Source organism: Acidovorax sp. LjRoot129 (assembly GCF_964253765.1).
In the GTDB taxonomy this organism is placed as follows: Bacteria; Pseudomonadota; Gammaproteobacteria; order Burkholderiales; family Burkholderiaceae_C; genus Acidovorax.
In genome coordinates this window covers 910,627-934,737 of record NZ_CAXUSE020000001.1, presented here as the reverse complement: position 1 = coordinate 934,737, position 24,111 = coordinate 910,627, and the positions used below count along the sequence as shown (strand labels likewise).

Below are 24,111 nucleotides of genomic sequence, written 5' to 3'. Positions count from 1 at the left end.
CGATGATCGGGGTTGTGGGTTCACAGGCATACACGCGCAAATGCAGCCGTTCTCGACGGCTACCCATGGCCTGGGGGTGTCCCCGAGCAGATCAAGGTCGTCCAACGCGCGGCGCCGTGAAGGTGCGGACGTTGCACACAGGGTGCGCGCTGAGCTCCGGCTCCCTAGGCACTGGGCTCCACTGCGAAGGCTGGTGGCGGACGAAACGCGCCCGACCGCTCAGTTCAAAGCACGGCCACCCAGGCCAGCGCCGCGGGCTTTATCATGTTCACCGCGCTTGATCCCTTGCATGCAGTGCCCTCTACCGGCGAAGTCGCGGGAAGCCGAGCTGAACACGCCGATCAGCAGCGACAGATGATCAGCCCCCATTCAGACAACGTCGGGATAGAGGCGGCAGACGCTGCAGCCACCGCACTGACCTGAACGCCCGGCGAACAGACTTCCATGCCTGGAGACAGCCCCGGCACCACTGGGGTCACGCAAAAGAACATGAAGCTACGTTGTCGCCAGGCACGGTGGTGTACCCGGACGCATTGCCCACGTCCACGCCGCCAACCACGCTGCTGTTGGGGCTCGCTCGCATGCAAGCAGGCGGGGGCCAAACACTCAAGTTCATCGGCCCGATTTCGCTTCAACCATTGGGGCATTGGTCTTTGAGGGCGGTCTGCGGCGTTGTGGCGCTTGCCAATAGCCGAGCTATTGGCTGCGCAACGCGCTTTGCATCCCATCCGGCAAAGACCGCTGCGCGACCCCTGGGAGATCGTGAACAGGCTCTTTAAAGCGCGTGCCCGATGCGCCCCAGGCGGGGCATCCAGTTGGTGAGGATGTCGGCCGACACCAGCACGCGGCGGGCCTGGCCGATGAGCAAATGGCGTGGCACGAAGCCGATGTAGCGCGAATCGACGCTGTTGTCGCGGTTGTCGCCCAGCACCAGGTATTGGCCTTGCGGCACCGTCACGGGCCCGAAGCTGCGGTGCGCGGTCACACCCTCGAGCCACTGCACACGGCGCTCGTGGCCCTGCAGGTGTTCGGTCCAGCGGGTGGCGGGCACCTGCGCGCCCAGTTCGACCAGGGTTTCGGTGACGGACTCGGGCGCCTCGTAGCGCGCCGCCTCGCCGTTGAGGTACAGCACCTCGTCGCGCATCTCCACCGTGTCGCCCGGCAGGGCGGCGATGCGCTTGATCAGCCGCGTGCCGTCGCGTGGCGACGAGAAGGTGACGACGTCGCCGCGCTCAGGCTCGCCCAGGCGCGCCAGCACGACATCGGTAAGGGGCAGCTTCAGGTCATAGGCCAGCCGGTTGACGAACACCACGTCCCCTTCGAGCAGCGTGGGGCGCATGGAGCCTGAGGGGATGGGGTTCCAGTCGGCCACCGCAGTGCGAAAGATGCCAAAGCACAACAGCAGCACGATGAACCCACGGTTCGACTTGATCCAATTTCGCATGAGGACAGCTCCACGGCACACCAAAGCGGGCGCCACTGTGCTCGGAGACGTCGGGTTGCATCTTGGTTCCGTCGTGGCGGGCGCCCGAGAAGCGCTGATGGGCGCGCTGCCAGTTCGTCAGTCCGCGGCGACATCGTGAGCGTCTTCTTCTGGGAAGCAATGCTCCCCCCGCGCGGAGCCTCCTACCAGTGCACCCGTGGAACTGGCTTTGCCAGGCCACCGGGTGCGTCCCCCTCCGGGGGATGCGGCGCAGCCGCTCAGGGGGCTACTTTTTCTTTGCCCGGGGATGCGCCGCGTCATACACCTTGGCCAGGTGCTGAAAATCCAGCCGCGTGTAGACCTGCGTGGTGGTGATGTTGGCGTGGCCCAGCAGCTCCTGCACGGCGCGCAGGTCTCCGCTGCTTTGCAGCAGGTGGCTGGCGAACGAGTGGCGCAGCATGTGCGGGTGCACGGGCGTCGTCAGCCCGGCCTGCTGGCTGCGTTGGCGCAGGCGCAGCCAGATCGACTGCGCCGTGAGCCGGGCGCCGCGCTGGCCCACGAACAGCGCCGCGTCGAGCCGCGCAGAGCCCTCGCCGCCAAACGGCGTGGCACGCAATGCCAGCCAGGCTTGCAGCGCAGCCGTGGCCGCGCGGCCCACGGGCACGCTGCGGCGCTTGCTGCCCTTGCCAAACACATGGGCCTCGCCGGCCTGCAGGTCCACCCAGCCGCGGCCCAGGCGCTGGGTGTCGGCGTTGGGGATCGCATCCAGCCCGGCCAGCTCGCCCACGCGCAGGCCACAGCCGTAGAGCAGCTCGACCATGGCCGCATCGCGCGCCTCGAGCCAAGGGTCGGCACCGGTGTTGTCGAACTGGGCCAGGCGCACCGCGTCGTCCACGCCTAGCGCCTTGGGCAGGGGCTTGGGCGCCTTGGGCGCGCGCACGTCCTGCACCGGGTTGTGCGTGATCAAACCCTGCCGCCCCGCCCAGGTGAAAAACCCGCGCCAGCCCGACAGGATGAGCGCAATGCCCCGCCCGCTGCGCCCTGCGCTGTGCATCTGGGCGACAAAGCGGCGGATGTGCGCGCTGGTCAGCTTCAGCAGCGGCAGATTCACACCCGCCGCAAACTGCGCAAGGCGCTCCAGGTCCAACGTGTACAGCGTGAGCGTGCGGTCGGCCAACCGTTTTTCTACCCGCACGTGCTCCAAGTAACGCAGCACCTGCGGGTCGATGGGCAATGGCGAGGTGGCCGCAGCGTCGGGCATGGTGGAAACGGCCAAACAGAACAACGGCAGGCGTGAAGCTCTAAGCCGTGACCGCGCAGGCCGCAACCGGCGCGGCCCCACACCAGCGCCACCGTGGAACCGGCTTGGCCGGGCCACGGGTGGCGCCTCCCCTCAGGGGGGAAGGCGCGAAGCGACTCAGGGGGGAGTTCACTTCCATCGTTTCAGGGGGGAGCATTACTTCAGTCGAATCAGCGCCGCACTGGCCAGCTCGGCCATGCGCGCCAGGAAGTCCGTGCCCATGGTGGCGTCAAAACGCTGCGCATCGGGCGAGCCCAGCACCAACAGGCCAAACGCCGGCGTCGCGCTGTCGATGGCGCCCGAGCGCAACGGCAGCAGCGCCAGCGACTGGGCCGGCTCACCCGGCTCCTGCGCCAGCCAGCCGGCGGGCTCAAAGCCCAGGTTGGGGCCGCAAAACGGCATGGTGAGCGACGAGGCAAATGCGCGCGCATCTTCGCTCGCGCCCTGGGTGAAATCGGCATCGATGTACGGGCCGGCCACGTCCCACACACGCACGGCCGCCTGCGGCACATCAAACAAGGTGCGCACGCCCTCCACCACGGCCAGGGGCAGGTCGAACGGGTCCTTGACCTCCAGCAGCGAACTCGTCCACTGGTGCACCTTGTGCGCGATGGACGCGTTCTCGTGGCTGTTGCGCACCATTTCCATGATGCGCTGCTCCAGGCCCTTGATCTTCTCGCGCAGCATCTCGGCCTGGCGCTCCTGCAGGCTCACGGCACGCGCGCCGTGCGGGCTCGTGATCTGCACGCTGGCCAGCACCTCGGCGTGGCGCTCGAAGAAGCCCGGCGTGTTGCTCAGAAACTGGGCGATGTCGTCTTCGGTGATCGGTGGGATGTGGGACGTCATAGGAGGGTGTCGGGAATGTCGATCTGGCCTTCGAACACCGTGGTGGCCGGGCCGGTCATGAAAACAGAGTCGGCCGCCTGGCCGCTCCAGGCAATGGTGAGGCGCCCGCCCCGGGTTTCGACCTCCACCGAGGGGTCGAGCAAGCCCAGGCGGATGCCCGAGGCCACGGCCGCGCAGGCACCGGTGCCGCAGGCCAGGGTTTCGCCCACGCCGCGTTCGAAAACACGCAGGCGCACATGGGCGCGGTCCACGATCTGCAGATAGCCAGCGTTCACGCGCTGCGGAAAGCGCGGGTGGTTTTCAATGAGCGGGCCGGTCTGCGCGACGGGGGCGGTGTCGACGTTGTCCACCAGCTGCACAGCGTGCGGATTGCCCATGGAGGCAACCGCTATCAAAACAGTAGCTGACTGCGCTTGTGTATCAAGCGCTAGAGGCCATTTTTGCCCAAAACCCTGCTCCACCGGCGCAAGGCCCACCGCATCAAACGGCACCTTGGCCGGCTCGAACTCTGGCCGGCCCATGTCCACGGTCACGCGGCCGTCGCCCGTGAGGCGGGGCGCGATGATGCCGCTCCTGGTTTGCACTCGGATCGTGTCCTTGGCCGTGAGGCCCTTGTCGTGCACGAAGCGCGCAAAACAACGGGCGCCGTTGCCGCACTGCTCCACCTCGCCGCCGTCGGCGTTGTGGATCACGTATTCGAAGTCGATGCCCTCAGCCGCCGCATTGGGGGTGGGGGGGCGCACAGTGAGGATCTGGTCCGCCCCCACGCCGAAGTGGCGGTCCGCCAGAAAGCGGTATTGGGCGGCGGTGAGACCCAGCGGCCCGGAGGTTTCGTCGAGCACGACGAAATCGTTGCCTGCGCCTTGCATCTTGGTGAAGCGAATCTGCATCCGCCGGATTATCGTCGGTGCGCCCCCGCCACGGGCCTGCGGCCAATGCCCTCGCCGTGCAACGGTTGATGCGCCGGTTTAGGCTTGCGCGCTTGTTTTGCCTGGCCGCGCGCCCGGCCGCTCACTTTGAAAGGATGAATCCCCATGCCCCAGTCCGATCTTTCCGCCTTCGCCATCACCCGCAAATGGCCCGCCCAGCACCCCGAGCGCATCCAGCTGTATTCGCTGCCCACGCCCAACGGCGTGAAGGTGTCGATTGCGCTGGAAGAACTGGGCCTGCCGTACGAGCCGCACCTCGTCAGCTTTGAAACCAACGACCAGACCTCGCCCGAGTTCCTGTCGCTCAACCCCAACAACAAGATCCCGGCCATCCTGGACCCGAACGGGCCCGACGGCCAACCCCTGGCGCTGTTCGAATCCGGCGCCATCCTGGTGTACCTGGCCAGCAAGACCGGCCAGCTGATGCCGCAGGACACCGCCGGCCGCTACGAGACCCTGCAGTGGCTGATGTGGCAGATGGGCGGCCTGGGCCCGATGTTTGGCCAGCTCGGTTTCTTCCACAAATTTGCCGGCAAGGACTATGAAGACAAGCGCCCGCGCGACCGCTATGTGGCGGAATCGAAGCGCCTCTTGAAGGTGCTGGACGAGCGCCTCAAAGGCCGCCAGTGGGTGATGGGCGACACCTACACGATTGCCGACATCGCCATCCTGCCCTGGGTGCGCAACCTGGTGGGCTTTTACGGCGCGGGCGACCTGGTGGAATTCGACCAGTTCAAAGACGTCCAGCGCGTGCTGGCTGGCTTTGTGAACCGCCCAGCTGTCGCCAAGGGCTTGAACATCCCGGCGCGCGGCTGAACCCCGTACGGGCGCGCAGGCGGGCGCCCCTCGATAATCGCCCGATGCCCCGCACCAGCCAACAACTGCACCCCCACCGCGAACCCGTCGCCACCCGCCCTGCCGCCACCGTGCTGCTGCTGCGCGATGCGCTGGGCGATGCGGGGGGCCTTGAAGTCCTGATGACGCGCCGCTCGGCCACTGCCAGCTTTGCGCCGGGCGCGTACGTCTTCCCCGGCGGCGGCATCGACGCGCTGGACGCTGCACCCAGCACCCACGCGTCCGCCGACCGCCGCCCCACGCAGAGCGACCTGCATCTGACACAGGCCATCGCCGCCATCCGCGAGAGCTTCGAAGAGCTGGGCGTGCTGCTGGCGCGCCATGCCGCCGATGGACGCTGGGCCAATGCCGCCGACATCGCCGCCATCGACCGCCACCAGCCCTTCGCCCAGCAATGCAGCGCACGCGGCCTGCGGCTCGCGGCCGACAGCGTGTTCCTGCTGGCCCACTGGACGACCGACCGCGACCTGCCACGCCGCTTCGATGTGCCCTTTCTGGTGGCCCGGATGCCTGAAGGCCAGGAGCCCGTGGCCGACGAAGCCGAGCAGTTCGAGCCCGTGTGGGTGCGCCCGGCCGATGCGCTGGCGCGGCACGGGGCGGGGCAGTTCTTCATGATCTTTCCAACCGTGCGCACGCTGCAGCGGCTGGCCACCTTCAAGACCACGGAGGCGGTGTTTGATGCGCTGGCCGACGAGCAGCCGCTGTGGACCAGTTGCCCCCGCGCGGGCACCCTGGCCGGCAAGGAGGCGCGCTACATGGAAAGCGACACGCCTTACGGCGAACTGGCGCTAGTGTGCCCCGACGGGCAGATCGTCCACGCGCTCGACTGGCAGACCGCGCAGCCCGTGCCGCTGCTGCGCAACGTACAGCGACTGACCGCGCCCAACCCGGGCGCGATGACCGGGCCCGGCACCAACAGCTACCTGGTGGGCGACCCGGCCACCGGGTTCATCGCCATCGACCCCGGCCCGGCCGACCTGGAGCACCTGGACAAGCTCTGGCGCGCAGCCGGTGGCGACATTCGCATGATCGTGTGCACGCATTCGCACGCCGACCACTCGCCGGGCGCGGCGCCGCTGCAGGCGCTGTGCGTGCAGGCGGGCAAGGCGCCGCCGCCCATCCTGGGCCTGCCGTCCGCACCCACGGCGCGCGCGGCCAGTGTGTTCACGCCAGACAGGGTGCTACAAAAAAATGAGCTATTGACCCTGACAGGGCAAGCGCCAGCGGGCGAAATTACCCATACGCTGCAGGTCATCCATACGCCCGGCCATGCGGCCAACCACCTGTGCCTGCTGCTGGTGGAAGACGCCCTGCTGTTCAGCGGCGACCACATCCTGAACGGCAGCACCACGGTGGTGGACCCGCCGGACGGCAACATGGCCGACTACCTGGATTCGCTCGACCGGCTCGACGCGGTCTGCGCGCAGCACGGCGTGGAGTTCATCCTGCCTGCGCACGGCTATGTTCTGGGCGATGCACGGGGCGCGATTGCCCGTCTCAAGGCCCACCGCCTGGCGCGCGAGGCCAAGGTGCTGGCCGCCATGCAGGCGCTGCCAGCGGGCAGCATGGAAGACTGGGTGCGCCACGCCTACGACGACGTACCACAGCGCATGTGGCCGGTGGCCCAACGTTCGCTGCTGGCGCATGTGGAACGCATCCGCTCGCTGCAGCCCGGGAATGACTGACACGAAACCGCTTACGCTCCCCCCACAAACCGTTCACGCTGAGCCCGTCGAAGCGCCGCGCAATGCTTCGGCAAGCTCAGCACGAACGGGTTTGCTGGGTCCTTTGCCTCAAGATCAGCGCACGCAGATCGACCATTGAAGGAAATGCCGCACCGCTCTCCCAGTGGCATTCCTCCTGAACCGAGCCATACCCCTATGACCGACAAGAACCCTGACCCCACCCACATCCGCCTGGCCAAACGCGTGGCCGACCAACTGAACTGTTCGCGCAGCACGGCCGAGCAATTCGTCGAAGGCGGCTTTGTGAGCGTGGAGGGCCAGGTGGTGGAAGCCCCCGGTGCCCGCGTGCGCCCCGACCAGGCCGTGACGGTGGACCCCGATGCCAGCCTGCTGGAGCTGACCCCGGTGACCTTGCTGCTGCACAAGCCAGCGGGCTTTGAAGCGGGCCTGGGAATGCCCGCCGGGCAGGCGGCCCACGCCAGCCGCAGCCAGGGCGCCACACCGGCCACCACGCTGCTGGGCGCCGCGTCGCACCTGGCGGAAGACGCCTCGGGCATTCGTGTGCTGCAGCGCCATTTCAAGCAGCTCGAATGCTTCACTCCCCTGCCCACTGAAGCCAGCGGGCTCGTGGTCTACACGCAGGACAAACGCATCGCGCGCAAGCTGGCCGAAGACATCGAATCGCTGGAGCAGGAATGCACGGTGGAGGTCAAAGGCGAGATCGCCCCGCATGGCCTGCAGCGCCTGTGCCACGGCCTCACCTTCAACGGCCGGCCGCTGCCGCCCATCAAGGTGAGCTGGCAGAGCGAAACCAAGCTGCGCTTTGCGCTCAAGGGCATCCGGCCTGGCCAGATCCCTGCGATGTGCGAGGCCGTGGGCCTGTCGGTGGTGGCGATCAAGCGCATCCGCATCGGGCGGGTGCCGCTGTCCAAGGTGCCCGAGGGCCAGTGGCGCTATCTGCAGCCTTGGGAAAAGTTCTGACCCCCTGAGCGGCTGTGCGGCTCTGTGGCAGAGCCTGAGGCACGGCCTCTTCGGTATGTCCAAGCCTGCGCACGCAGGCTGGAGCCTCGGACCACTCAGCCCCGGACGGGGAGGGCTCCGGTGGCTTGGTGAAGCCAGCTCTGCGGGTGCACTGCCCCGGGCCTCACCAGTTTGCCGAGCGGCGCTGCCTAGATAGATTGCTACAAAATATATAGCTAATAGCGCTTACAGATCAAGCGCTAGAGGCCGTTTTGGCTTGAAATTTTCGTTCGCAGGCCGCTGCTACACTGCCTGCCACTCAGGAGGGAGTGAGTTCATGAACGAAAACAAGACCGGCGACGCGGCAGGACCGATGTCGACCTTCATGCCGCAGGAAATCGATGCGCATCCACTCGAATTCACCGGCAGCGGTGGCGAGTATTTCAGGGTGTGGATCGTCAACGTGCTGCTGTCCATCATCACGCTGGGCATCTACACGCCCTGGGCCCGGCGCCGCACGGCGCAGTATTTCTACAGCCACACGCTCGTAGCCGGCAGCCCGCTCGAGTTCACCGCGCAGCAGCGCAAGATGGTGATGGGTTTTGTGCTGCTGACGCTGCTCACCATCGCCTACAACATCGCCGCCAACACCGGGCAGGACGCCGCAGTGGGCGTGTTCCTGCTGACCGGCGCCCTGCTCTCACCGCTGATCTGGGGCCGTGCCATGCGCTTTCGGCTGGGGGCCACGCGCTGGCGCGGTCTGCGGCTGCAGTTCACCGCGAGCTGGAAAGAGGTCTACATCGCCAGCTGGCCCATGTTTGCGCTGGCGCTGGTGTGGTTTGGGGTGTTCTTTGGCATGCAGGCGCTGTCTCCTGAACTCGCGCAGGCGCTGGACGCCATGGAGGACGAAGACGTCAAGCAGGCACTGCCCCGCTTTACCCCCGCCATGGGCGGGTTGCTGGGGCTGGGCCTGGTGCTCACGGTGCTGTGTTTCATCCGCCTCGAGTACAACTACAAGAGCCTGTTGGTGCTCAAGGCCCAGGTCGGCGCCGAGCGCGGCCGCTGGAAGCCGGTGTACATGGATTTTGTGAAGGTGTGGCTGGCCACCGTGCTGGTGTTCGTCCTGTGCGTGGTGGGCATCTCGGCCCTGGTCGGCGTGGTCGCGGGCAGCTCCATCGCCCTGTTCGCGTCGCGCAGCGAGCGCATGGGGCTGTGGCTCATCGTGGCGATCATTGTCGGCTTCGTGGTGGGCATCTTCATGCTGTTCCTGGCGTCTGCCCCAGCCCGCGCCTACCGCGAGGCGCGCATGTTTCAGCTGCAGTGGAACAACACCGGCGTGAGCCATGTGGCGCGTTTCAAGTGCCACCTGCGCACCGGCCGCTATGTGGGCCTGCGCATCAAGAACATGCTGCTCACGCTGCTCACCTTCGGCCTGTACCGGCCGTTTGCCCGTGTGAGCGAATACCGCATGAAGCTCGAATCCGTGACCCTGCACGTCAAGGGCGGCGTGGACCAGGTCGCCGGTGCCATGGTGCGCCAGCAACAAGGCGGCCTGGGCGATGCGCTGGCCGATGCGGCGGGCCTTGACCTCATCGGCTGAGCATGACCGCCACCGCTCCCCACACGCCAGCTCTCGTTCCCGGGCGCTGGTTTGACGGCCAGAGCAGCAAGGCACGGCCCGTGATGGTGAGCCTGCGGCCTACGCCCCAGGGCCCGTCGCTGGTGCTGCATCCGCTCTCGCAGCCGGGTGCCGAGCCCACCGTGTTCACCTGGAAAAACGTCGGCTGGCCCGAGGCCTGGAACGAGCGCAAGCCCCAGCCCCGTGTGGTGGTGGATCTGCGCGACCACGGCAGTGTCGAGATCGACGCCGTTGCGGACTGGCGCGCCGCACTGGCCGCTGCGGGCGAGCGCCCCGGCATCGCCCAGCGCATGCAGACGCGCTGGCCCGTACTGCTGGGCGTGACGGTGGCGGCCGTCATCGGCCTCACGCTGTTCTACCGCTACGGCACGCCCTGGACAGCCACACAGCTCACGCGCTTCGTCCCCCTCGGCTGGGAGACCAGCATCGCCGACAACGTGCTCAAGCAGATGGACGACGGCACCTTGAAGCCCAGCAAGCTCCCCAAGGAGCGGCAGGAGCAGCTCAAGGCACGCTTCGACACCCTGGTGCAGCAGGCGCCATCAACGTCCCACCGCTACGCCGGCTACCGCCCGCCGCTGTCGCTGGAGTTCCGCGCGGGCATGGGCGCCAACGCGTTTGCGCTGCCGGGCGGCAAGATCGTGATGACCGACGGCATCGTCAAGGCGGCTGCCGAAAAGGGCCTGCCCGACGACGCCCTGGTGGGCGTGCTGGCGCACGAGATCGGCCACGTGGTGCACCGCCACACCACCCGCATGGTGGTGGAGCAAGGCGTGCTCAACGTGGGCCTGGGCCTCGCGCTGGGGGATGTGTCCACCATCGTGTCCACGGGTGCATCGGTGCTCACCGGCCTGGCCTACAGCCGCAGCCACGAGCGCGAAGCCGACTGCTACGCGATTGCCCTCATGCGCCACAGCGCCCTGCCGACCGCCCCCATGGGCAAGCTGCTGCTGGCGATTGCGCACGACGAAGAAGAGCAGGAGAAAAAGGAAAAGAAGCAACAGAAGGACGGCGACAAGACGTCCTCAGGCCAGGCCGCAGAAACGGCAGCAGTGGCTGCCGAGGCCAGCAGCGCCCCCGCCAGCACGCCAAAGCCCCGCACCCAGGGCCAGGCCCGCGCGGAGGCCGAGGCCCACCCCGTGTGGTCGTTGCTGAGCAGCCACCCAGACACCGTGCGGCGCGCCACGGACCTGGAGCAGGGGCACGCGCCCCATTGCGGCAAGGGGTGACCCGCATGGCGCACGTGGCCGCAGACCGCGGCGGGCGCTGGGCCACCGCCTGGCTATGTATTGCGATGGCCGTCGGGCCTGCAATGGCGCATGCCAGTGACCACGAAGCCGACCCCAGGGCCACCACGCAGGCGCTGACCGCCTTGCTGGGCGCGGCCAATGACACGATTCCTGCCACGGCATCCACCTGCCAGGGTGCGCACGGCCAGGCGGGCCCACTGCGGGTCAAAGACCTGCTTGCACTGCGATTGGGGTATCTGTACGCCGGGCAGAACATCATCGTGGGCAGCTGCACGGGTGGGCGTTGCAAGCTGTCCATCACCCACGCGGCGGGAGAAGACGTGGCCTCCGCCGTGATTCATTTCCGGGTGCGCCGGGGCAAGGCGGTGGCGTCGAGCCTGCGCTGCGAAATCACGCCGTAGCGCGGCGCGTTGGAGGGGGTGTAACTGCATTGCGCAGACACCCGTCTGAATTAAAAAGTGAAGCACACCGATAAGCCGGATTCTGTGCACTGCCGAAGCTCTTGCGAGCCCCTGCAGCGTGACCGCCATTAATCTGGGCCGGGTGTCGCCACCACGGCTCGGTGCTACCTACCCGCCAACTCTGCGGAACCACATCAACGTTGGCCTACTTGGTATTGCTGCGCGTAGAGATTGCCCGTTTCACCCCGAGCGGGCTTGCCCGCTCGGGGTGGCTGTTCGGACCCGGCTTTCGCCGGGTTCGGACAGCTCTCGCTGTCCTCTCGCCAGCTTGCGCTGGCGCCTCACAGAACACTCCATGGCAGGTAGTTTCCACCCGGACTCGTCTCTGTTGCTCTAATCCTCACCTCACGGTGGGCAGCCGTTAGCTGCTACGCTGTCCTGTGCAGTCCGGACGTTCCTCCAGTGCCTGGTTTCCCAGATTGCACCAGCGGCGGTCTGGCGTGCTTCACGGACTGGATTATCTCGCAGATGCACCTCGCGTCTGCGGTGCGCGCTGGGGGCACGTCAGCCACGCTGGCTTGCGCGGTCCCAGTCGAGCCCAAGCTTGCCCAGGTACTTGCGCAGCCGGTCCGCATCGTTGACCACCGTGCGCTGGGTGCGCGAGGCCTGAAACAGCTGCCGCCCAGCGTCCGACAGCGTGCGCGCATCGCGGCACACCTGCAGCACGGCTGACAGCTGCAGTTGATCGAACAGGTCCATGGCCTGCACCGCTTCGTCGCCTAATACATCCACCAAGTCGTCGCGGCCCACGGCGCTAGCGCCCGCCTTTGACAAACCATCGCGCGCATCCAGGGCGGCTTGCCACAGCCAGCGCAGTCGGGCGATCTCAGCCTCGACCAGGGGCAGGCCGATGCGGCCGCTGTCGGCCAGGGTGGCCAAGCGCGTGGCGCTGGCCGACAGGTCGCGGAAGTTGCCGCTCCATAGCGCGTCGGGTGACTGGGCGTAGCGCAGGTAGGCCACGCGCGCCTCGGCCGACAGGCGCACCATGCGGCCCAGCTCGGCCCCGGTGCGCGCGAGCAGGTGGTCCAGGTTGGGCTCGATGTCCTCGGGCCGCTGGGCCAGGCCCGGCAGCTGGTAGCTCCAGAGGTTGATGCGCGCGTACAGGTCTTCGCGAAAGCGCCCCGCCGCCACTTCGGTGCGCAGGTCGCGGTTGGTGCCCGCGATGAGCTCGAAATCGCTGCTCACCTCGCGGTCGCTGCCCATGGGGTAGAAGCGTTTTTCTTCCACCGCCTTGAGCAGCATGGCCTGCTCGTCCAGCCCCAGCTCGCCGATCTCGTCGAGAAACAGCACGCCTTTGTGCGCCGTGCGCAGCAGGCCGGCGCGGTCGGCCGCAGCGCCGGTGAAGGCGCCTTTCTTGTGGCCGAACAGTGTGGAGGCCGCGCCGTCGCCGTGCAGCGTGGCGCAGTTGACCTCGACGAAGTCGCCCTCGACCTGGTGGCGCGCCTTCTTGAGCTCGAACATGCGCCGCGCCAGGTGCGACTTGCCCGCGCCCGTCGGCCCGGTAAACAGGATGGGGGCCCGTGACCGCACCGCCACGCGCTCGACCTCTTCGATCAGCGCGTTGAAGCGCGCATTGCGCGTGGCGATGCCGCTTTTGAGAAAGTCGACCGCATCGCGCTGCTCGGCGCCGAAGCGCTGCGCGATCACGTCGTAGCGCGACAGGTCCAGGTCGATCAGCGCATAGCTGCCCGGGTCGCCCATCTGCTGGCGCTTAGGCGGTGATGTCTGCGCCAGCACGCTCGGGATGCGGCGCGACTCCACCAGCAGGAACAGGCAGATCTGCGCCACGTGCGTGCCGGTGGTGATGTGCGTCCAGTACTCCTCGCGCTCGGTGTCGAAGCGGTAGCCCTGCGTCCAGTCGAACAGCGTGGCGTAAACCTCGCCGAAGTCCCAGGGGTCGGCGATGTCCAGCTTGACGAGGTGGACGGTGGTTTCGGGCGACGCGGTGTGGATGTCGGTGCGCACCTGCTGGGCCAACTCGTCGTGAGGTGGGGTGTAGAGCAGCTCCATCCGCTTGACGACCACGTCCTCGTGCTGGGCCAGCGACACCGTGGGACGCCATTTCTCCCAGCGGCCTGCCCCTTTGCCCGCGTCCAGCTGGGTGCCCAGAAACCCAATGACCACTTTTTCTTTGCGCATCATTTTCAGCTAGTTAACTAGCTTCTATTCTAATTTTTACGCAAATCGATGGGCAACAAGAATTTCCAATGGGCCAGAAAATTCATATGAATCAACAGCTTGCGTTTTTTAGAACCGTAAGTTCACACTCTGGCATGCATCTGGCAATAGATAGGTACCAGACGCCAGCGTCGACCGCTCACAGGCCAGGGTTAGGACACAAGTTCGCCCTGCCGGTGCCGAGGTTCCGGGAGCCATAAAAAAAGCTCTTGTTGAACCCCTGCATGCCGCACGTCGCCGTCGTCGGGTAACGGCACGGTCGTGGAGACCATTCCGAAAGGACGTGTCTGGTTCGACTCCAGGCGTGCCACCACTGGTAGCTCAGAGGAAGAGCAACCCGCAAGGGTCTGTCACAGGTTCGACTCCTGTCCATTCTTCCGGCCGCAAGGCCGGAGCTTTGAAGAAGCGGTCGAAAGACCACCCGCCGGACGCGGGGCGCAGGCAAAGGCTGCAGCACGGCAGCCCCCGCAGGCACTCCGTCAGCCGGCGGCGGTTTGCACCAGACCCCGGTGCAGCCCGCGCCCGCAGCCAGCCACGCTGCCGCCCTGTTTGCAGGGCAGGCACCACGGCGCACAGCAAGGCCCGCGGCTGCGCTGCCTGGAGCCCCGCCGCCGCTGTAACGGCGCCCTTTTGGGATTGGAGTCGTGTTGCCTGCGCTGTGCGGCAGCCGACATGAAGACGACGACGAAGAAGAGAAGACGAACGAACGAGAAATCCGCGACGCGGACCGCAACAAGGAGAAAAAGAAATGCTGAACAACAAGATCCAACGCATCCCCGTTAAGAAAAACGAACGCGCCCTGCTGCTGCGCAACGGCGATTTCGACCGCGTGCTGCAGAGCGGCACGCACTGGCTCTTTGCCGGCCTGGACACGCTGCGCGTGGAGACCTTCGCCCTGGAGCAACCCGCGTTCACGCATGGCCTGGCCGATTACCTGATGGCCCAAGAGCCCGCGGTGGTGGCAGCCAACTTCGTGCAGGTGAACCTGTCGGAGCGCGAAGTGGGCCTGCGCAGCGAGAACGGCGTGCTGGTCGAAATCCTGCCGCCTGGCACGCGCCGCCTGTACTGGAAGGGCCTAGTGGATGTGACCGTGCAGGTGGTGAACCTGCAAAACGGTGCCGAGCTGCCCTCCGACCTGGTCGCTCGCCTGACTCAGACCCAGCTGCGCCAGCGCGCAGTGACCGGTCTGAACGGCGTGCTGCAGGTGCAGGTGCCCGAGGGCCAGTGCGCGCTGCTGACGGTGGACGGCAAGGTCGAGCGCCTGCTGACCGCCGGTGCCTACGCGTTCTGGAAGTATGGCCGCACCATCGCTGTGGAACTGGTGGATTTGCGGCTGCAGGCCGTGGAGGTCTCGGGCCAGGACATCATGACCCGCGACAAGGTGAGCCTGCGCCTGAACCTGTCGGCCACCTACCGCATCACCAATGTGCTGCAAGCCTTTGCCCAGCTGCAAAAGCCTGCCGACTACCTGTACCGCGAGCTGCAGTTTGCGCTGCGCGCCGCCGTGGGCACCCGCACGCTCGACGAGCTGCTGGAGAACAAGACGGTGATCGACGAGGTGGTGACCGCGCACCTGGCCACCAAGCTGCAGCCTTACGGCATGCAACTGGAGAGCGTGGGCGTGAAGGACATCGTGCTGCCCGGCGAGATGAAGACCATCCTGACGCAGGTGGTGCAGGCGGAAAAGCAGGCCCAGGCCAACGTGATCCGCCGCCGCGAGGAAACCGCCGCCACGCGGTCGCTGCTCAACACCGCCAAGGTGATGGAGGACAACCCCGTCGCCCTGCGCATGAAGGAGCTGGAGACGCTGGAGCGGGTGGCCGAGCGGATCGACAAGATCTCGGTGTTTGGTGGCCTGGACCAGGTGCTGAACGGACTGGTGAAGATGCGTTGATTCTCATGAAGAAAGAGAAATCGAGATGAAAGCAAAGAAACTGACCGCACGTGAAAGGCGCGCGAACCGCAAGGAGACGCCGGTGAGTTGCGAGTCGATAAACCTGGACCCGGCGGTCTATAGCGCAGCCCTGCGTTATCTGTTCGACCGCCCCGTGCCCGACAAGAGCGGGCAGGAGTGGTACTGGCTGATCGACGAGCCCGAATTCAACGCCACGCCGCTGCAGTGGACGCACATCCAGACCGTGCTGTTCGCTAACGCGGGCACCCTACAGCGACGAGCAGGTGGGTATGGGCCTGAACCATGTGATGAGCAACAACGCGGGCGACATCCCGCAAATGGTGAACGACCCGTCCGTGCCGCTGGCCGACGCGATGCGCATGATGCGGGCCCTGCCCACCTTGTGGCGCGACTGCCTCGGCCCGCGCCTGGACACCGGGCCGACCCCCATCGGGAGTCGAAGCGACCGCCTGTACTTTGTGAGCTACATGTGGTTTGACGTGTGGCCCACGTTCTGGAACGCCAAGGACATCCCTGAATGGCGCGACGCGATGTGGCAGGTGTTCTGCGAGATGCTGGCGATGCCGTTCAGGGCCGCACAGGAATCGGCATTGCACGGGATCGGCCACGAGGGCGTGCGGTTGGGGCGGCCCAAGGAACTGCAGGCGCACATGGACGCCTTCATCCGCCAGGTGAAGCACGACGACGAACTCAAGAACTATGCCCAGGCCGCAGCACGCGGAATGGTTCAATGAACGGCAAAGAAGACAAGACGAAAGAACAATATGACCACCTACCAACAACTCGAAGTACCCAACGGCGTCCCCGTAAAGATGTGGACGAACGGCGTGCCCGTGGAAGAAGAAGCCAAGAACCAGCTGCGCAACATTGCGCGCCTGCCCATCGTGTTCAAGCACGTGGCGGTGATGCCCGACGTGCACCTAGGGATCGGCGCCACCATCGGCTCGGTCGTGCCGACGCTCAAGGCCATCATCCCCGCCGCGGTGGGGGTGGACCTGGGTTGCGGAATGATGGCGTGCAAGACCACGCTCACTGCCAGCGACCTGCCCGACAACCTGTCCGGCGTGCGCGCCGCCATCGAGCGCGCCGTGCCAGTAGGGATGACGCCCAAGCGCTTCGGTCGCGACAAGGGAAGCTGGGATACCCCGCCGACCGAGACCGACCGCGCCTGGGCCGGCCTGGTTCATGAATTCGACGAGATCTGCGAAGCGCACCCGCGCATCAAGAACACGAACAACTACAAGCACCTGGGAACACTCGGAACGGGTAACCACTTCATCGAGATCTGCCTGGACGAACACCAGTCCGTGTGGGTGATGCTGCACTCGGGCTCGCGTGGGGTGGGGAACGCCATCGGCACCCACTTCATCGAGCTGGCCAAGAAGGACGCCGAGATGAACCAGCGCAACCTGCCCGATAAGGACCTGGCGTACTTCGAGGAAGGCGCGCAGTACTTCGGCGACTACGTGAAGGCCGTGGGGTGGGCGCAGAAGTTCGCCGCGGCCAACCGCGAAGTGATGATGGGCCGGGTGATCGCCGCGCTGCGCAAAGTGATCACCAAGCCGTTCGAGACGCACGTGGAGGCGGTGAACTGCCACCACAACTACGTGCAGCGCGAAACGCACTTTGGGCAGGACGTTTTCGTGACACGCAAGGGCGCGGTGAGTGCCGAGCAAGGCAAGCTGGGGATCATCCCGGGGAGCATGGGCGCCAAGAGCTTCATCGTGCGCGGGAAAGGCAACCCCGAGAGCTTCAACAGCTGCAGCCACGGCGCTGGCCGCACCATGAGCCGTACCAAGGCCAAGAAGATGTTCACGGTCGAAGACCAAATCAAGGCCACCGAGGGCGTGGAATGCCGCAAGGACGCCGATGTGATCGATGAGATCCCGATGGCGTACAAGAACATCGACGCGGTGATGGCGGCGCAGGAGGACCTGGTGGAGGTGGTTTACACGCTCAAGCAGGTGGTTTGCGTGAAGGGGTGACGGCCCCGTGCGGCGCTGGCAGCAGCGCCGCACTCAGATACTATATTTTTGATAGCTGCTAGCGCTTATCCAATAAGCGCTACGGCCGATTTTTATGCACAAGCTAGAACAACAACAAGAATTTCTGCGCTCTGACCATCCCGTGGAGCCGCACATGCGCGCGCAAGTGATGCAGGAGCTGCAGCGCATCGAGTCCACGCACGGCGTAGCCATCCTCTTCGCCTGCGAATCCGGCAGCCGCGGCTGGGGCTTTGCATCGCCCGACAGCGACTACGACGTGCGCTTCATCTACGTGCACCGGCTGCCCTGGTACCTCACGGTGGCGCCGGGCCGCGATGTGATCGAGGTGCCGATCAGCGGTGACTTGGACATCAACGGCTGGGACCTGCGCAAGGCGCTCGGGCTGCTGCGCGAGTCCAACCCCACGCTGCTGGAGTGGCTGCGCTCGCCCATCGTCTACCGCGAAGAGGCGGCCACCATGGCGCAGTTCCGCGCGCTGGCAGAGAACGTTTTCTCCAACGCCAAGGGATGGCACCACTACAGCTCCATGGCCAAGAAGAACTTCCGCGAGTACTTGCAGGCCGACGAGGTGCGCTACAAGAAGTACCTGTACGTGCTGCGCCCGCTGCTGGCTGCGCGCTGGATTCGCACACGCCCCGGCGTGCCGCCCATGCGCTTTGCCGAGCTGGCCCAGCACACGCTGGACCCGGTGGCCGATGCTGCGCTGGTCGCGGAGGTCAACGCCCTGCTGGAGGTGAAGATGCGCGCCGGCGAGGCCGCCACCAGCCCGCGCTGGCCCGGCATCCACGCGTTCATCGAGGCCGAGCTGGCGCGCAATGCGGCCGAACCCGTGCAGCCGCTGCCCGTGCCCGGACACGCCGCGCTGGATGCACTGCTGCACGACACCGTGTTGCGATACGACCACCGCGCCGAGAGTGCGGCAGCGGAGGCGTCGCCATGACGGAGCTCGCTGTATCCCCCGTCACCCTCGACGGCTCCACCGGCGAAGGCGGCGGCCAGATCCTGCGCACGGGCCTGGCCCTCTCCATGGTCACCGGCCGCCCGCTGCACATCACGCGCATCCGCGCCGGGCGGGCCAAGCCCGGGCTGATGCGACAGCACCTGGCCTGCGTGCAGGCCGCGGTGGCGGTGTGCGGCGGGCAGGCGGACGGCGCCGAGCTGGGCTCCCAAACGCTGCTGTTCACGCCCGGCGCAGTGCAGGCGGGCGACTACCGCTTTCAGATCGCAACGGCGGGCAGCTGCCTGCTGGTGCTGCAGACCGTGCTGCCCGCGCTGATGCTGGCGGATGGCGAAAGCCGCGTGCAGCTGTCGGGCGGTACGCACAACCCGATGGCACCGCCGTTCGACTTTCTGGAGCGGGCGTTTGCACCGCTGGTGCGGCGTTTGGGCGTGGGGCTGGACCTGCAATTGCAGCGGCGCGGCTTCTACCCCGCCGGGGGCGGCGAGCTGGTGGCGCGCATCACGCCCTCGGCCCAGCCGTTGGCGCCAGTGGATGTCATGGAACGCGGGCTGCTGAACAACGCCTGGGGCGAGGCACTGGTGCCGGGCCTGGCGCGCAACATTGCGACGCGCGAGCTGGAGGCGTTGGGCCAGCGCATGGGCTGGACGTTCGAAGCCGGCCAATTGCGCCAACCCCCAACGCGCCAGAACGAAGGGCCTGGCAACGCGCTGATCGCCACGCTGGAATATGAACACGTGACCGAGGTGTTCTGCCAGCTGGGCGAACGCAGCCTGTCGGCCGAGCAGGTCGCGCGGCGGCTGGTGGACGAGGTGCGTGCCTACCAGCGCAGCAGCGGCGCGCTGGGCCCGCATCTTGCTGACCAGTGGATGCTGCCGCTGGCTCTGGCGGTGTGGCGCAGCGGGCGCGCCGCGCGCTACACCTGCAGCGAGGTGACGCAGCACACGGCCACCAACGCGCAGACCATTGCGCTGGGCCTGCCGGTGCGGGTGCAGATCACGCCCGTGGAGGGTGCAATGCTCGTGGAGATCACGCCCAAGCCGAACGAAGACTCCGCCTGAGCGGGCTCGGCAATCGGCGCTCGACGCCACAGCCGAACATGCCCATCCGGCCGGTGACGCGGCACAACTGGTTCAGAATCCGCGTCACCCTTTCCCTTCCCCCCTCTTCACCTCCAGGAGACGCCATGAAAGCTGACAACATTCTGCAAACCATCGGCAACACGCCCCATGTGCGCATCAACCGCCTGTTTGGCTCCACGGCCAACGTGTGGGTGAAATCCGAGCGCAGCAACCCCGGCGGCTCGATCAAGGACCGCATCGCACTGTCGATGGTGGAAGACGCCGAGAAGTCGGGTGCGCTGCAGCCCGGCGGCACGATCATCGAGCCCACCTCGGGCAACACCGGCATCGGCCTGGCGCTGGTGGCGGCCGTCAAGGGCTACAAGCTCATCCTCGTGATGCCCGACAGCATGAGCATCGAGCGCCGCCGCCTGATGCTGGCCTACGGTGCGCAGTTCGACCTGACGCCGCGTGAAAAGGGCATGAAGGGCGCGATCGCCCGCGCGCAGGAACTGCAGGCCCAGACGCCGGGCTCGTGGGTTCCGCAGCAGTTTGAGAACCCGGCCAACATCGACGTGCATGTGCGCACCACGGCGCAGGAGATCCTGGCGGACTTTCCCGATGGCATCGATGTACTCATCACCGGCGTGGGCACGGGCGGCCACATCACCGGCGTGGCGCGGGTGCTGAAGGCCCAATTTCCAAACCTCAAGGTGTTTGCGGTGGAGCCCACGGCGTCTCCTGTGATCTCGGGCGGCGCACCGTCGCCCCACCCCATCCAGGGGATCGGCGCAGGTTTTATCCCCAAGAACCTGGACACCAGCATCCTAGACGGCGTGATCCAGGTGGATGCCGAGCCGGCGCGCGAATATGCCCGCCGCAGCGCCCGCGAAGAAGGCCTGCTGGTGGGCATCTCTTCGGGCGCCACGCTGGCAGCCATCGCACAAAAGCTGCCTGAGCTGCCGGCTGGCGCCAAGGTGCTGGGATTCAACTACGACACGGGCGAGCGCTACCTCTCGGTCGAAGGTTTTCTGCCGGCGTAAGCTCCCCTGATACCAGTTGCTGTCGAAAACACAAAACCGTTCACGCTGAGCCTGTCGAAGCGCCCCGCAAGGCTTCGACAGGCTCAGCCCGAACGGTATTGGATTGAACGCGCCTCCCTCGCGGCGCTGCAAGCCACGGTGGCACGGGCGTCAGGGCGCGCCAGTTGAGGGGCTGGTGGCGCTGCCCACCATGCTCACCAGGGGCGCCGAGGCGGGCTCCGAAAGCCTTTTCGGCCACCGCAGCACATGCCAACGGCCAGCCGTCCTACAGAGGCGGCACCCCTCCGGCCGGAACAATCGTTAGACCCTTCGGGCTGGGCCTTTGCGGCGCTGTCTCAGGGCCCCTACAACGACTGTTCTGCCCATGGATACCACCCCGTCCCAGCCCATTGCGTTCAAGGTTCTGACCGTGAACGTACACAAGGGCTTTACCACGTTCAACCGGCGCTTCATCCTGCATGAACTGCGCGAAGCGGTGCGCGAGGTGGAGGCGGACCTGGTGTTTTTGCAGGAGGTGCAGGGTACGCACCACAAGCACGCGAGCCGGCATTCCAACTTTCCGCAGGTGCCGCACTACGAGTTTTTGGCGGACACCATCTGGTCGCAGTACGCCTACGGCCGCAATGCGGTCTATGACAACGGCGACCACGGCAATGCGCTGCTGTCCAAGTTTCCCATCACGCATTACGAGAACCACGACATCTCGATTGCCGGGCCTGAGCGGCGCGGCATGTTGCACTGTGTGCTGCAGCCACCGGGCCATCACCTGCCTGTGCATGCGGTGTGCGTGCACCTGGGCCTGCAGGAGTCGCACCGCCAGCGGCAGCTGCAGCGCGTGTGCGACCTGCTGCGCACCTTCCCCAAGGACGAACCGGTGGTGCTGGCCGGGGACTTCAACGACTGGCGCCACCGCGCCCACGCCATCCTGCACAAGGGTGCAGGGCTGGAGGAGGTGTTTGTGCAGGCCTTCGGGCGCGCCGTGCGCACCTTTCCAGCGTCGATGCCGCTGCTCGCGCTGGACCGCATCTATGTGCGCAACGCGGCCGTGCACTCGCCGCTCACCCTGCCCAAGAAGCCCTGGGACAAGCTCTCGGACCACGCGCCGCTGGCGGCGGAGATCTACCTATGAGCGCGCGCCGCACCGCCTTCCCGCCGCGGTCGTCCCGCTGGGTGCCTGGCAACCATTTCGAGCTGCTGGAGAACGGCGAGGAATTCTTTCCCCGCGTGTTCGAGGCCATTGCCAATGCACAGCGCGAGGTGGTGCTGGAGACCTTCATCCTGTTCGACGACAAGATTGGCCAGCAGCTGCACGCCGCCTTGCTCAGCGCCGCCGAGCGGGGCGTCGAGGTGCACGTGCTGGTGGACGGCTTTGGCTCGCCCGATCTGCCCGACACCTTTGTGGGCCGCCTGGTCGAGGCGGGCGTGCGCTTTCGCATTTTTGACCCCGGCAGCAGCTTCATGGGCCAGCGGCTGAACCTGCTGCGCCGCATGCACCGCAAGATCGTGGTGGTCGATGGCGAGCTGGGTTTCATCGGCGGCATCAACTACTCGGCCGACCATGTGGCGGACTTCGGGCCCGAGGCCAAGCAGGATTATTCGGTGGCCGTGCGCGGCCCCATCGTGGCGCAGATGCACCAGTTTGCACGGGCAGCGGTACTGGGCACTGCGCGGCGCAGGCTGCAGCCCGCAGCACACAACGCCGCACCGGCCACCCCGCGCGGCGCGGTGCCAGGGCAGCCACAAGGCGCGGCATCGCAGCAGCTGCCACACGCCGGCTCGGCCGACGCGATCTTTGTGACGCGCGACAACGGCCAGCACACCAACGACATCGAGCGCCACTACCGCGTGGCCTTGCGCTCTGCGCGCCATCGCGTGGTGATTGCCAACGCGTACTTCTTCCCGGGCTACCGCTTTATCCGCGAGATGCGGCGCGCCGCCAAGCGCGGCGTGGACGTGCGGCTCATCCTGCAGGGCCAGCCCGACATGGCCATCGTGCGCACGGCAGCGAGCATGCTGTACGACCACCTGCTGCGCGCCGGCGTGCACATCTACGAATACTGCGACCGGCCGCTGCACGGCAAGGTGGCGCTGGTGGACGACGAATGGTCCACCGTGGGCTCGAGCAACCTCGACCCGCTGAGCCTGTCGCTCAACCTCGAAGCCAACGTCATCATCCGCGACCGCGCCTTCAACGCGCACCTGCACAACCGCCTCGCACACCTGATGGACAACAGCTGCCGGCAGATCGAAGCCACGCCCCCCGGGCGCTTTGACTGGCTGCGGCTGCTGCGCAGCTACGTGGTGTTCCACCTGATGCGCTGGTTCCCCACCTGGGCCGGCTGGCTGCCACGCCACGAGCCGACCATCACCATGGTGCGCACTGGCACAGGCGCTGCCCAAGGCAATGACACGGGCGGCGGCCAGGGCAACAGCAAGCCTGCTACCGCGCCCTCCAATCCCACCGCCAACGCCACGTCCAACGCAGGTGCCGCGGCCTGACCGCGCTGAACGCCGCGCCCTCACACCCACCCAATATGCCCATGGCCGCCAGCACACCGCGCCCACTCTCCCTGGCGCCTGACGTTGACCGCGACATGGGTGGCGAGGCAGAGCGCACGACCAGCGGCAGCTGGCGCGGCATCACCGAGCGGCCCTGGTGGCCCTGGCTCACGCGCGGCGTGGCACTGGCGTTTTTTGCGGTGGTCGCGTGGCTCATCGTGCGGCAGGCGCGCACGGTCGATTGGCCCGCGGTGTGGCAGGCGTTGCTGGCCCTGCCGGCCAGCGTGCTTGCGGTGGCGGGCGCCCTGGCGCTGGCCAGCCACTGCACCTATGGCACGTTCGATTTGATCGGCCGGCATTGCATCGGCCATCGGCTGTCGCGTACCACCACGCTGGGCATTGCGATGACCAGCTACCCCTTCACGCTCAACCTCGGCTCGCTGATCGGCGGGGTGGGGGTGCGCTACCGGCTGTACGAGCGGCGCGGTGTCAACCCCGGCACCATCGGCCAGGTGGTGGGCACCAGCATCCTCACCAACTGGGTGGGCTACCTGCTGCTGGCTGCGGTGCTGGCCTGGCTGTGGCAGCTGCCCACGGTGGCGGGCTGGACGGTGGAGCTTTGGCAGTGGCGCCTGGGCGGCACCGTGCTGGGCTGCTTGCCGGTGGCGTATGTCGTGCTGTGCGCAATACGCGCGGGCCGGGCGCTCACGCTGCGCGGCCACGAGTTTCCGCTGCCGCGTTGGCCCGTGGCCCTGTGGCAGGTGGCCGTGTCGGCCACCAACTGGATGCTGATGGGTGCCGCGCTGTGGACGGTGCTGCAGGGCGAGGTGAGTTACGCCGCCGCGCTGGCCACCGTGCTGCTGGGTGCCGTCGCCGGCCTGGTACTGCGCGTGCCCGCCGGCCTGGGCGTGCTCGAGGCCGTGGGCGTGGCGCTGCTGGCGCACGGCGCGCTGGGGCAAGACAAGGTGCTGGCCGCGCTGCTGGCCTACCGGGCGCTGTACTACTTCCTGCCGCTGGTGTTGGCCGCGGTGGCATTTGGCGTCGCCGAACTGCGCTGGCGCCGAAGCGAAGCGGCCGACGACTCGAAAAATTGAGTCAAAAAC

The 24,111-nt window shown here is 66.8% G+C and carries 21 protein-coding genes and 1 other RNA gene; 15 read left to right on the top strand and 7 right to left on the bottom strand.

Annotated features, from left to right (window positions below; translation table 11 throughout):
* Window positions 1-341 precede the first annotated feature (341 nt).
* The 5 genes from ACSQ3Q_RS04340 to dapF form a co-directional block, all read right to left on the bottom strand.
* A complete protein-coding gene (locus tag ACSQ3Q_RS04340) occupies window positions 342-446 on the bottom strand; it encodes a hypothetical protein (RefSeq protein ID WP_436136937.1) in 105 nt (34 codons plus the stop codon).
* A gap of 329 nt (window positions 447-775) precedes the next feature.
* Window positions 776-1,444, bottom strand: a complete 669-nt coding sequence (lepB, locus tag ACSQ3Q_RS04335; RefSeq protein ID WP_436133182.1) for a signal peptidase I — start codon at window positions 1,442-1,444, stop codon at window positions 776-778.
* 265 nt (window positions 1,445-1,709) lie between these two features.
* Complete coding sequence (locus ACSQ3Q_RS04330; RefSeq protein ID WP_436133181.1) at window positions 1,710-2,684, bottom strand: tyrosine recombinase XerC; 975 nt, start codon at window positions 2,682-2,684, stop codon at window positions 1,710-1,712.
* Window positions 2,685-2,879: 195 nt separating this feature from the next.
* Complete coding sequence (locus ACSQ3Q_RS04325) at window positions 2,880-3,569, bottom strand: DUF484 family protein (protein WP_436133180.1); 690 nt, start codon at window positions 3,567-3,569, stop codon at window positions 2,880-2,882.
* Window positions 3,566-4,459, bottom strand: a complete 894-nt coding sequence (gene dapF, locus ACSQ3Q_RS04320; protein WP_436133179.1) for a diaminopimelate epimerase — start codon at window positions 4,457-4,459, stop codon at window positions 3,566-3,568. The genes ACSQ3Q_RS04325 and dapF overlap by 4 nt, the downstream gene beginning before the upstream one ends.
* Window positions 4,460-4,603: 144 nt before the next feature.
* Between dapF and ACSQ3Q_RS04315 the strand changes: the two genes are divergently transcribed.
* The 6 genes from ACSQ3Q_RS04315 to ACSQ3Q_RS04290 all read left to right on the top strand — a co-directional run bounded on the left by ACSQ3Q_RS04315 (window position 4,604) and on the right by ACSQ3Q_RS04290 (window position 11,288).
* Entirely contained in the window at window positions 4,604-5,314 is a 711-nt protein-coding gene (locus ACSQ3Q_RS04315; protein WP_436133178.1) for a glutathione S-transferase N-terminal domain-containing protein, read from the top strand.
* 44 nt (window positions 5,315-5,358) lie between these two features.
* The gene (locus ACSQ3Q_RS04310; RefSeq protein ID WP_436133177.1) at window positions 5,359-7,038 is read left to right on the top strand and encodes an MBL fold metallo-hydrolase; all 1,680 of its coding nucleotides are present in this window, start codon (window positions 5,359-5,361) and stop codon (window positions 7,036-7,038) included.
* A gap of 195 nt (window positions 7,039-7,233) precedes the next feature.
* Window positions 7,234-8,019 (top strand): rRNA pseudouridine synthase, encoded by a 786-nt coding sequence (locus tag ACSQ3Q_RS04305; protein WP_436133176.1) that lies wholly within the window; start codon window positions 7,234-7,236, stop codon window positions 8,017-8,019.
* A 316-nt stretch (window positions 8,020-8,335) separates the two neighbouring features.
* Window positions 8,336-9,598 (top strand): YjgN family protein, encoded by a 1,263-nt coding sequence (locus ACSQ3Q_RS04300; protein WP_436133175.1) that lies wholly within the window; start codon window positions 8,336-8,338, stop codon window positions 9,596-9,598.
* 2 nt (window positions 9,599-9,600) lie between these two features.
* Entirely contained in the window at window positions 9,601-10,866 is a 1,266-nt protein-coding gene (locus ACSQ3Q_RS04295) for a M48 family metallopeptidase (protein WP_436133174.1), read from the top strand.
* Window positions 10,867-10,871: 5 nt separating this feature from the next.
* On the top strand, window positions 10,872-11,288 hold the full coding sequence (locus tag ACSQ3Q_RS04290) for a hypothetical protein (RefSeq protein WP_436133173.1): 417 nt from the start codon (window positions 10,872-10,874) through the stop codon (window positions 11,286-11,288).
* A gap of 55 nt (window positions 11,289-11,343) precedes the next feature.
* Here ACSQ3Q_RS04290 and rnpB read toward each other — a convergent pair.
* Together rnpB and rtcR are read right to left on the bottom strand one after the other, a co-directional pair.
* An RNA gene (gene rnpB, locus ACSQ3Q_RS04285) (RNase P RNA component class A) lies at window positions 11,344-11,795 on the bottom strand.
* 57 nt (window positions 11,796-11,852) lie between these two features.
* Window positions 11,853-13,487, bottom strand: coding sequence for an RNA repair transcriptional activator RtcR (rtcR, locus tag ACSQ3Q_RS04280; RefSeq protein ID WP_436133172.1), 1,635 nt, complete (start codon window positions 13,485-13,487; stop codon window positions 11,853-11,855).
* 787 nt (window positions 13,488-14,274) lie between these two features.
* Here rtcR and ACSQ3Q_RS04275 point away from each other — a divergent pair.
* The 9 genes from ACSQ3Q_RS04275 to ACSQ3Q_RS04235 all read left to right on the top strand — a co-directional run bounded on the left by ACSQ3Q_RS04275 (window position 14,275) and on the right by ACSQ3Q_RS04235 (window position 24,102).
* A complete protein-coding gene (locus ACSQ3Q_RS04275) occupies window positions 14,275-15,420 on the top strand; it encodes a slipin family protein (protein WP_436133171.1) in 1,146 nt (381 codons plus the stop codon).
* Window positions 15,421-15,710: 290 nt separating this feature from the next.
* Window positions 15,711-16,175, top strand: coding sequence for a hypothetical protein (locus ACSQ3Q_RS04270; RefSeq protein WP_436133170.1), 465 nt, complete (start codon window positions 15,711-15,713; stop codon window positions 16,173-16,175).
* A 30-nt stretch (window positions 16,176-16,205) separates the two neighbouring features.
* Window positions 16,206-17,426 carry an RtcB family protein gene (locus ACSQ3Q_RS04265; protein WP_436133169.1) on the top strand — a complete coding sequence of 407 codons (1,221 nt, stop codon included), beginning with the start codon at window positions 16,206-16,208 and terminating at the stop codon, window positions 17,424-17,426.
* A 94-nt stretch (window positions 17,427-17,520) separates the two neighbouring features.
* Entirely contained in the window at window positions 17,521-18,387 is an 867-nt protein-coding gene (locus ACSQ3Q_RS04260; RefSeq protein ID WP_436133168.1) for a nucleotidyltransferase domain-containing protein, read from the top strand.
* Entirely contained in the window at window positions 18,384-19,466 is a 1,083-nt protein-coding gene (rtcA, locus tag ACSQ3Q_RS04255) for an RNA 3'-terminal phosphate cyclase (RefSeq protein WP_436133167.1), read from the top strand. The genes ACSQ3Q_RS04260 and rtcA overlap by 4 nt, the downstream gene beginning before the upstream one ends.
* Window positions 19,467-19,591: 125 nt before the next feature.
* Entirely contained in the window at window positions 19,592-20,509 is a 918-nt protein-coding gene (gene cysK / locus ACSQ3Q_RS04250; RefSeq protein ID WP_436133166.1) for a cysteine synthase A, read from the top strand.
* A 364-nt stretch (window positions 20,510-20,873) separates the two neighbouring features.
* A complete protein-coding gene (locus ACSQ3Q_RS04245; protein ID WP_436133165.1) occupies window positions 20,874-21,638 on the top strand; it encodes an endonuclease/exonuclease/phosphatase family protein in 765 nt (254 codons plus the stop codon).
* Window positions 21,635-23,008, top strand: coding sequence for a cardiolipin synthase ClsB (clsB, locus tag ACSQ3Q_RS04240; protein ID WP_436133164.1), 1,374 nt, complete (start codon window positions 21,635-21,637; stop codon window positions 23,006-23,008). Before ACSQ3Q_RS04245 ends, clsB begins: the two co-directional genes overlap by 4 nt.
* 41 nt (window positions 23,009-23,049) lie before the next feature.
* A complete protein-coding gene (locus ACSQ3Q_RS04235) occupies window positions 23,050-24,102 on the top strand; it encodes a lysylphosphatidylglycerol synthase domain-containing protein (protein WP_436133163.1) in 1,053 nt (350 codons plus the stop codon).
* Window positions 24,103-24,111: the final 9 nt, after the last annotated feature.

Excerpts from the sequence above, each read along its gene's own strand:
- ACSQ3Q_RS04315 (WP_436133178.1), top strand. The coding sequence starts at position 4,604 with ATGCCCCAGTCCGATCTTTCCGCCTTCGCCATCACCCGCAAATGGCCC.
- ACSQ3Q_RS04310 (WP_436133177.1), top strand. The coding sequence starts at position 5,359 with ATGCCCCGCACCAGCCAACAACTGCACCCCCACCGCGAACCCGTCGCC.
- ACSQ3Q_RS04260 (WP_436133168.1), top strand. The coding sequence starts at position 17,521 with ATGCACAAGCTAGAACAACAACAAGAATTTCTGCGCTCTGACCATCCC.
- cysK (WP_436133166.1), top strand. The coding sequence starts at position 19,592 with ATGAAAGCTGACAACATTCTGCAAACCATCGGCAACACGCCCCATGTG.
- ACSQ3Q_RS04300 (WP_436133175.1), top strand. The coding sequence starts at position 8,336 with ATGAACGAAAACAAGACCGGCGACGCGGCAGGACCGATGTCGACCTTC.
- ACSQ3Q_RS04325 (WP_436133180.1), bottom strand. The coding sequence starts at position 3,569 with ATGACGTCCCACATCCCACCGATCACCGAAGACGACATCGCCCAGTTT.
- ACSQ3Q_RS04305 (WP_436133176.1), top strand. The coding sequence starts at position 7,234 with ATGACCGACAAGAACCCTGACCCCACCCACATCCGCCTGGCCAAACGC.
- ACSQ3Q_RS04270 (WP_436133170.1), top strand. The coding sequence starts at position 15,711 with ATGGGCCTGAACCATGTGATGAGCAACAACGCGGGCGACATCCCGCAA.
- ACSQ3Q_RS04290 (WP_436133173.1), top strand. The coding sequence starts at position 10,872 with ATGGCGCACGTGGCCGCAGACCGCGGCGGGCGCTGGGCCACCGCCTGG.
- ACSQ3Q_RS04235 (WP_436133163.1), top strand. The coding sequence starts at position 23,050 with ATGGCCGCCAGCACACCGCGCCCACTCTCCCTGGCGCCTGACGTTGAC.
- ACSQ3Q_RS04295 (WP_436133174.1), top strand. The coding sequence starts at position 9,601 with ATGACCGCCACCGCTCCCCACACGCCAGCTCTCGTTCCCGGGCGCTGG.
- ACSQ3Q_RS04330 (WP_436133181.1), bottom strand. The coding sequence starts at position 2,684 with ATGCCCGACGCTGCGGCCACCTCGCCATTGCCCATCGACCCGCAGGTG.
- ACSQ3Q_RS04265 (WP_436133169.1), top strand. The coding sequence starts at position 16,206 with ATGACCACCTACCAACAACTCGAAGTACCCAACGGCGTCCCCGTAAAG.
- dapF (WP_436133179.1), bottom strand. The coding sequence starts at position 4,459 with ATGCAGATTCGCTTCACCAAGATGCAAGGCGCAGGCAACGATTTCGTC.
- rtcA (WP_436133167.1), top strand. The coding sequence starts at position 18,384 with ATGACGGAGCTCGCTGTATCCCCCGTCACCCTCGACGGCTCCACCGGC.
- ACSQ3Q_RS04245 (WP_436133165.1), top strand. The coding sequence starts at position 20,874 with ATGGATACCACCCCGTCCCAGCCCATTGCGTTCAAGGTTCTGACCGTG.
- rtcR (WP_436133172.1), bottom strand. The coding sequence starts at position 13,487 with ATGCGCAAAGAAAAAGTGGTCATTGGGTTTCTGGGCACCCAGCTGGAC.
- lepB (WP_436133182.1), bottom strand. The coding sequence starts at position 1,444 with ATGCGAAATTGGATCAAGTCGAACCGTGGGTTCATCGTGCTGCTGTTG.
- clsB (WP_436133164.1), top strand. The coding sequence starts at position 21,635 with ATGAGCGCGCGCCGCACCGCCTTCCCGCCGCGGTCGTCCCGCTGGGTG.
- ACSQ3Q_RS04340 (WP_436136937.1), bottom strand. The coding sequence starts at position 446 with ATGGAAGTCTGTTCGCCGGGCGTTCAGGTCAGTGCGGTGGCTGCAGCG.
- ACSQ3Q_RS04275 (WP_436133171.1), top strand. The coding sequence starts at position 14,275 with ATGCTGAACAACAAGATCCAACGCATCCCCGTTAAGAAAAACGAACGC.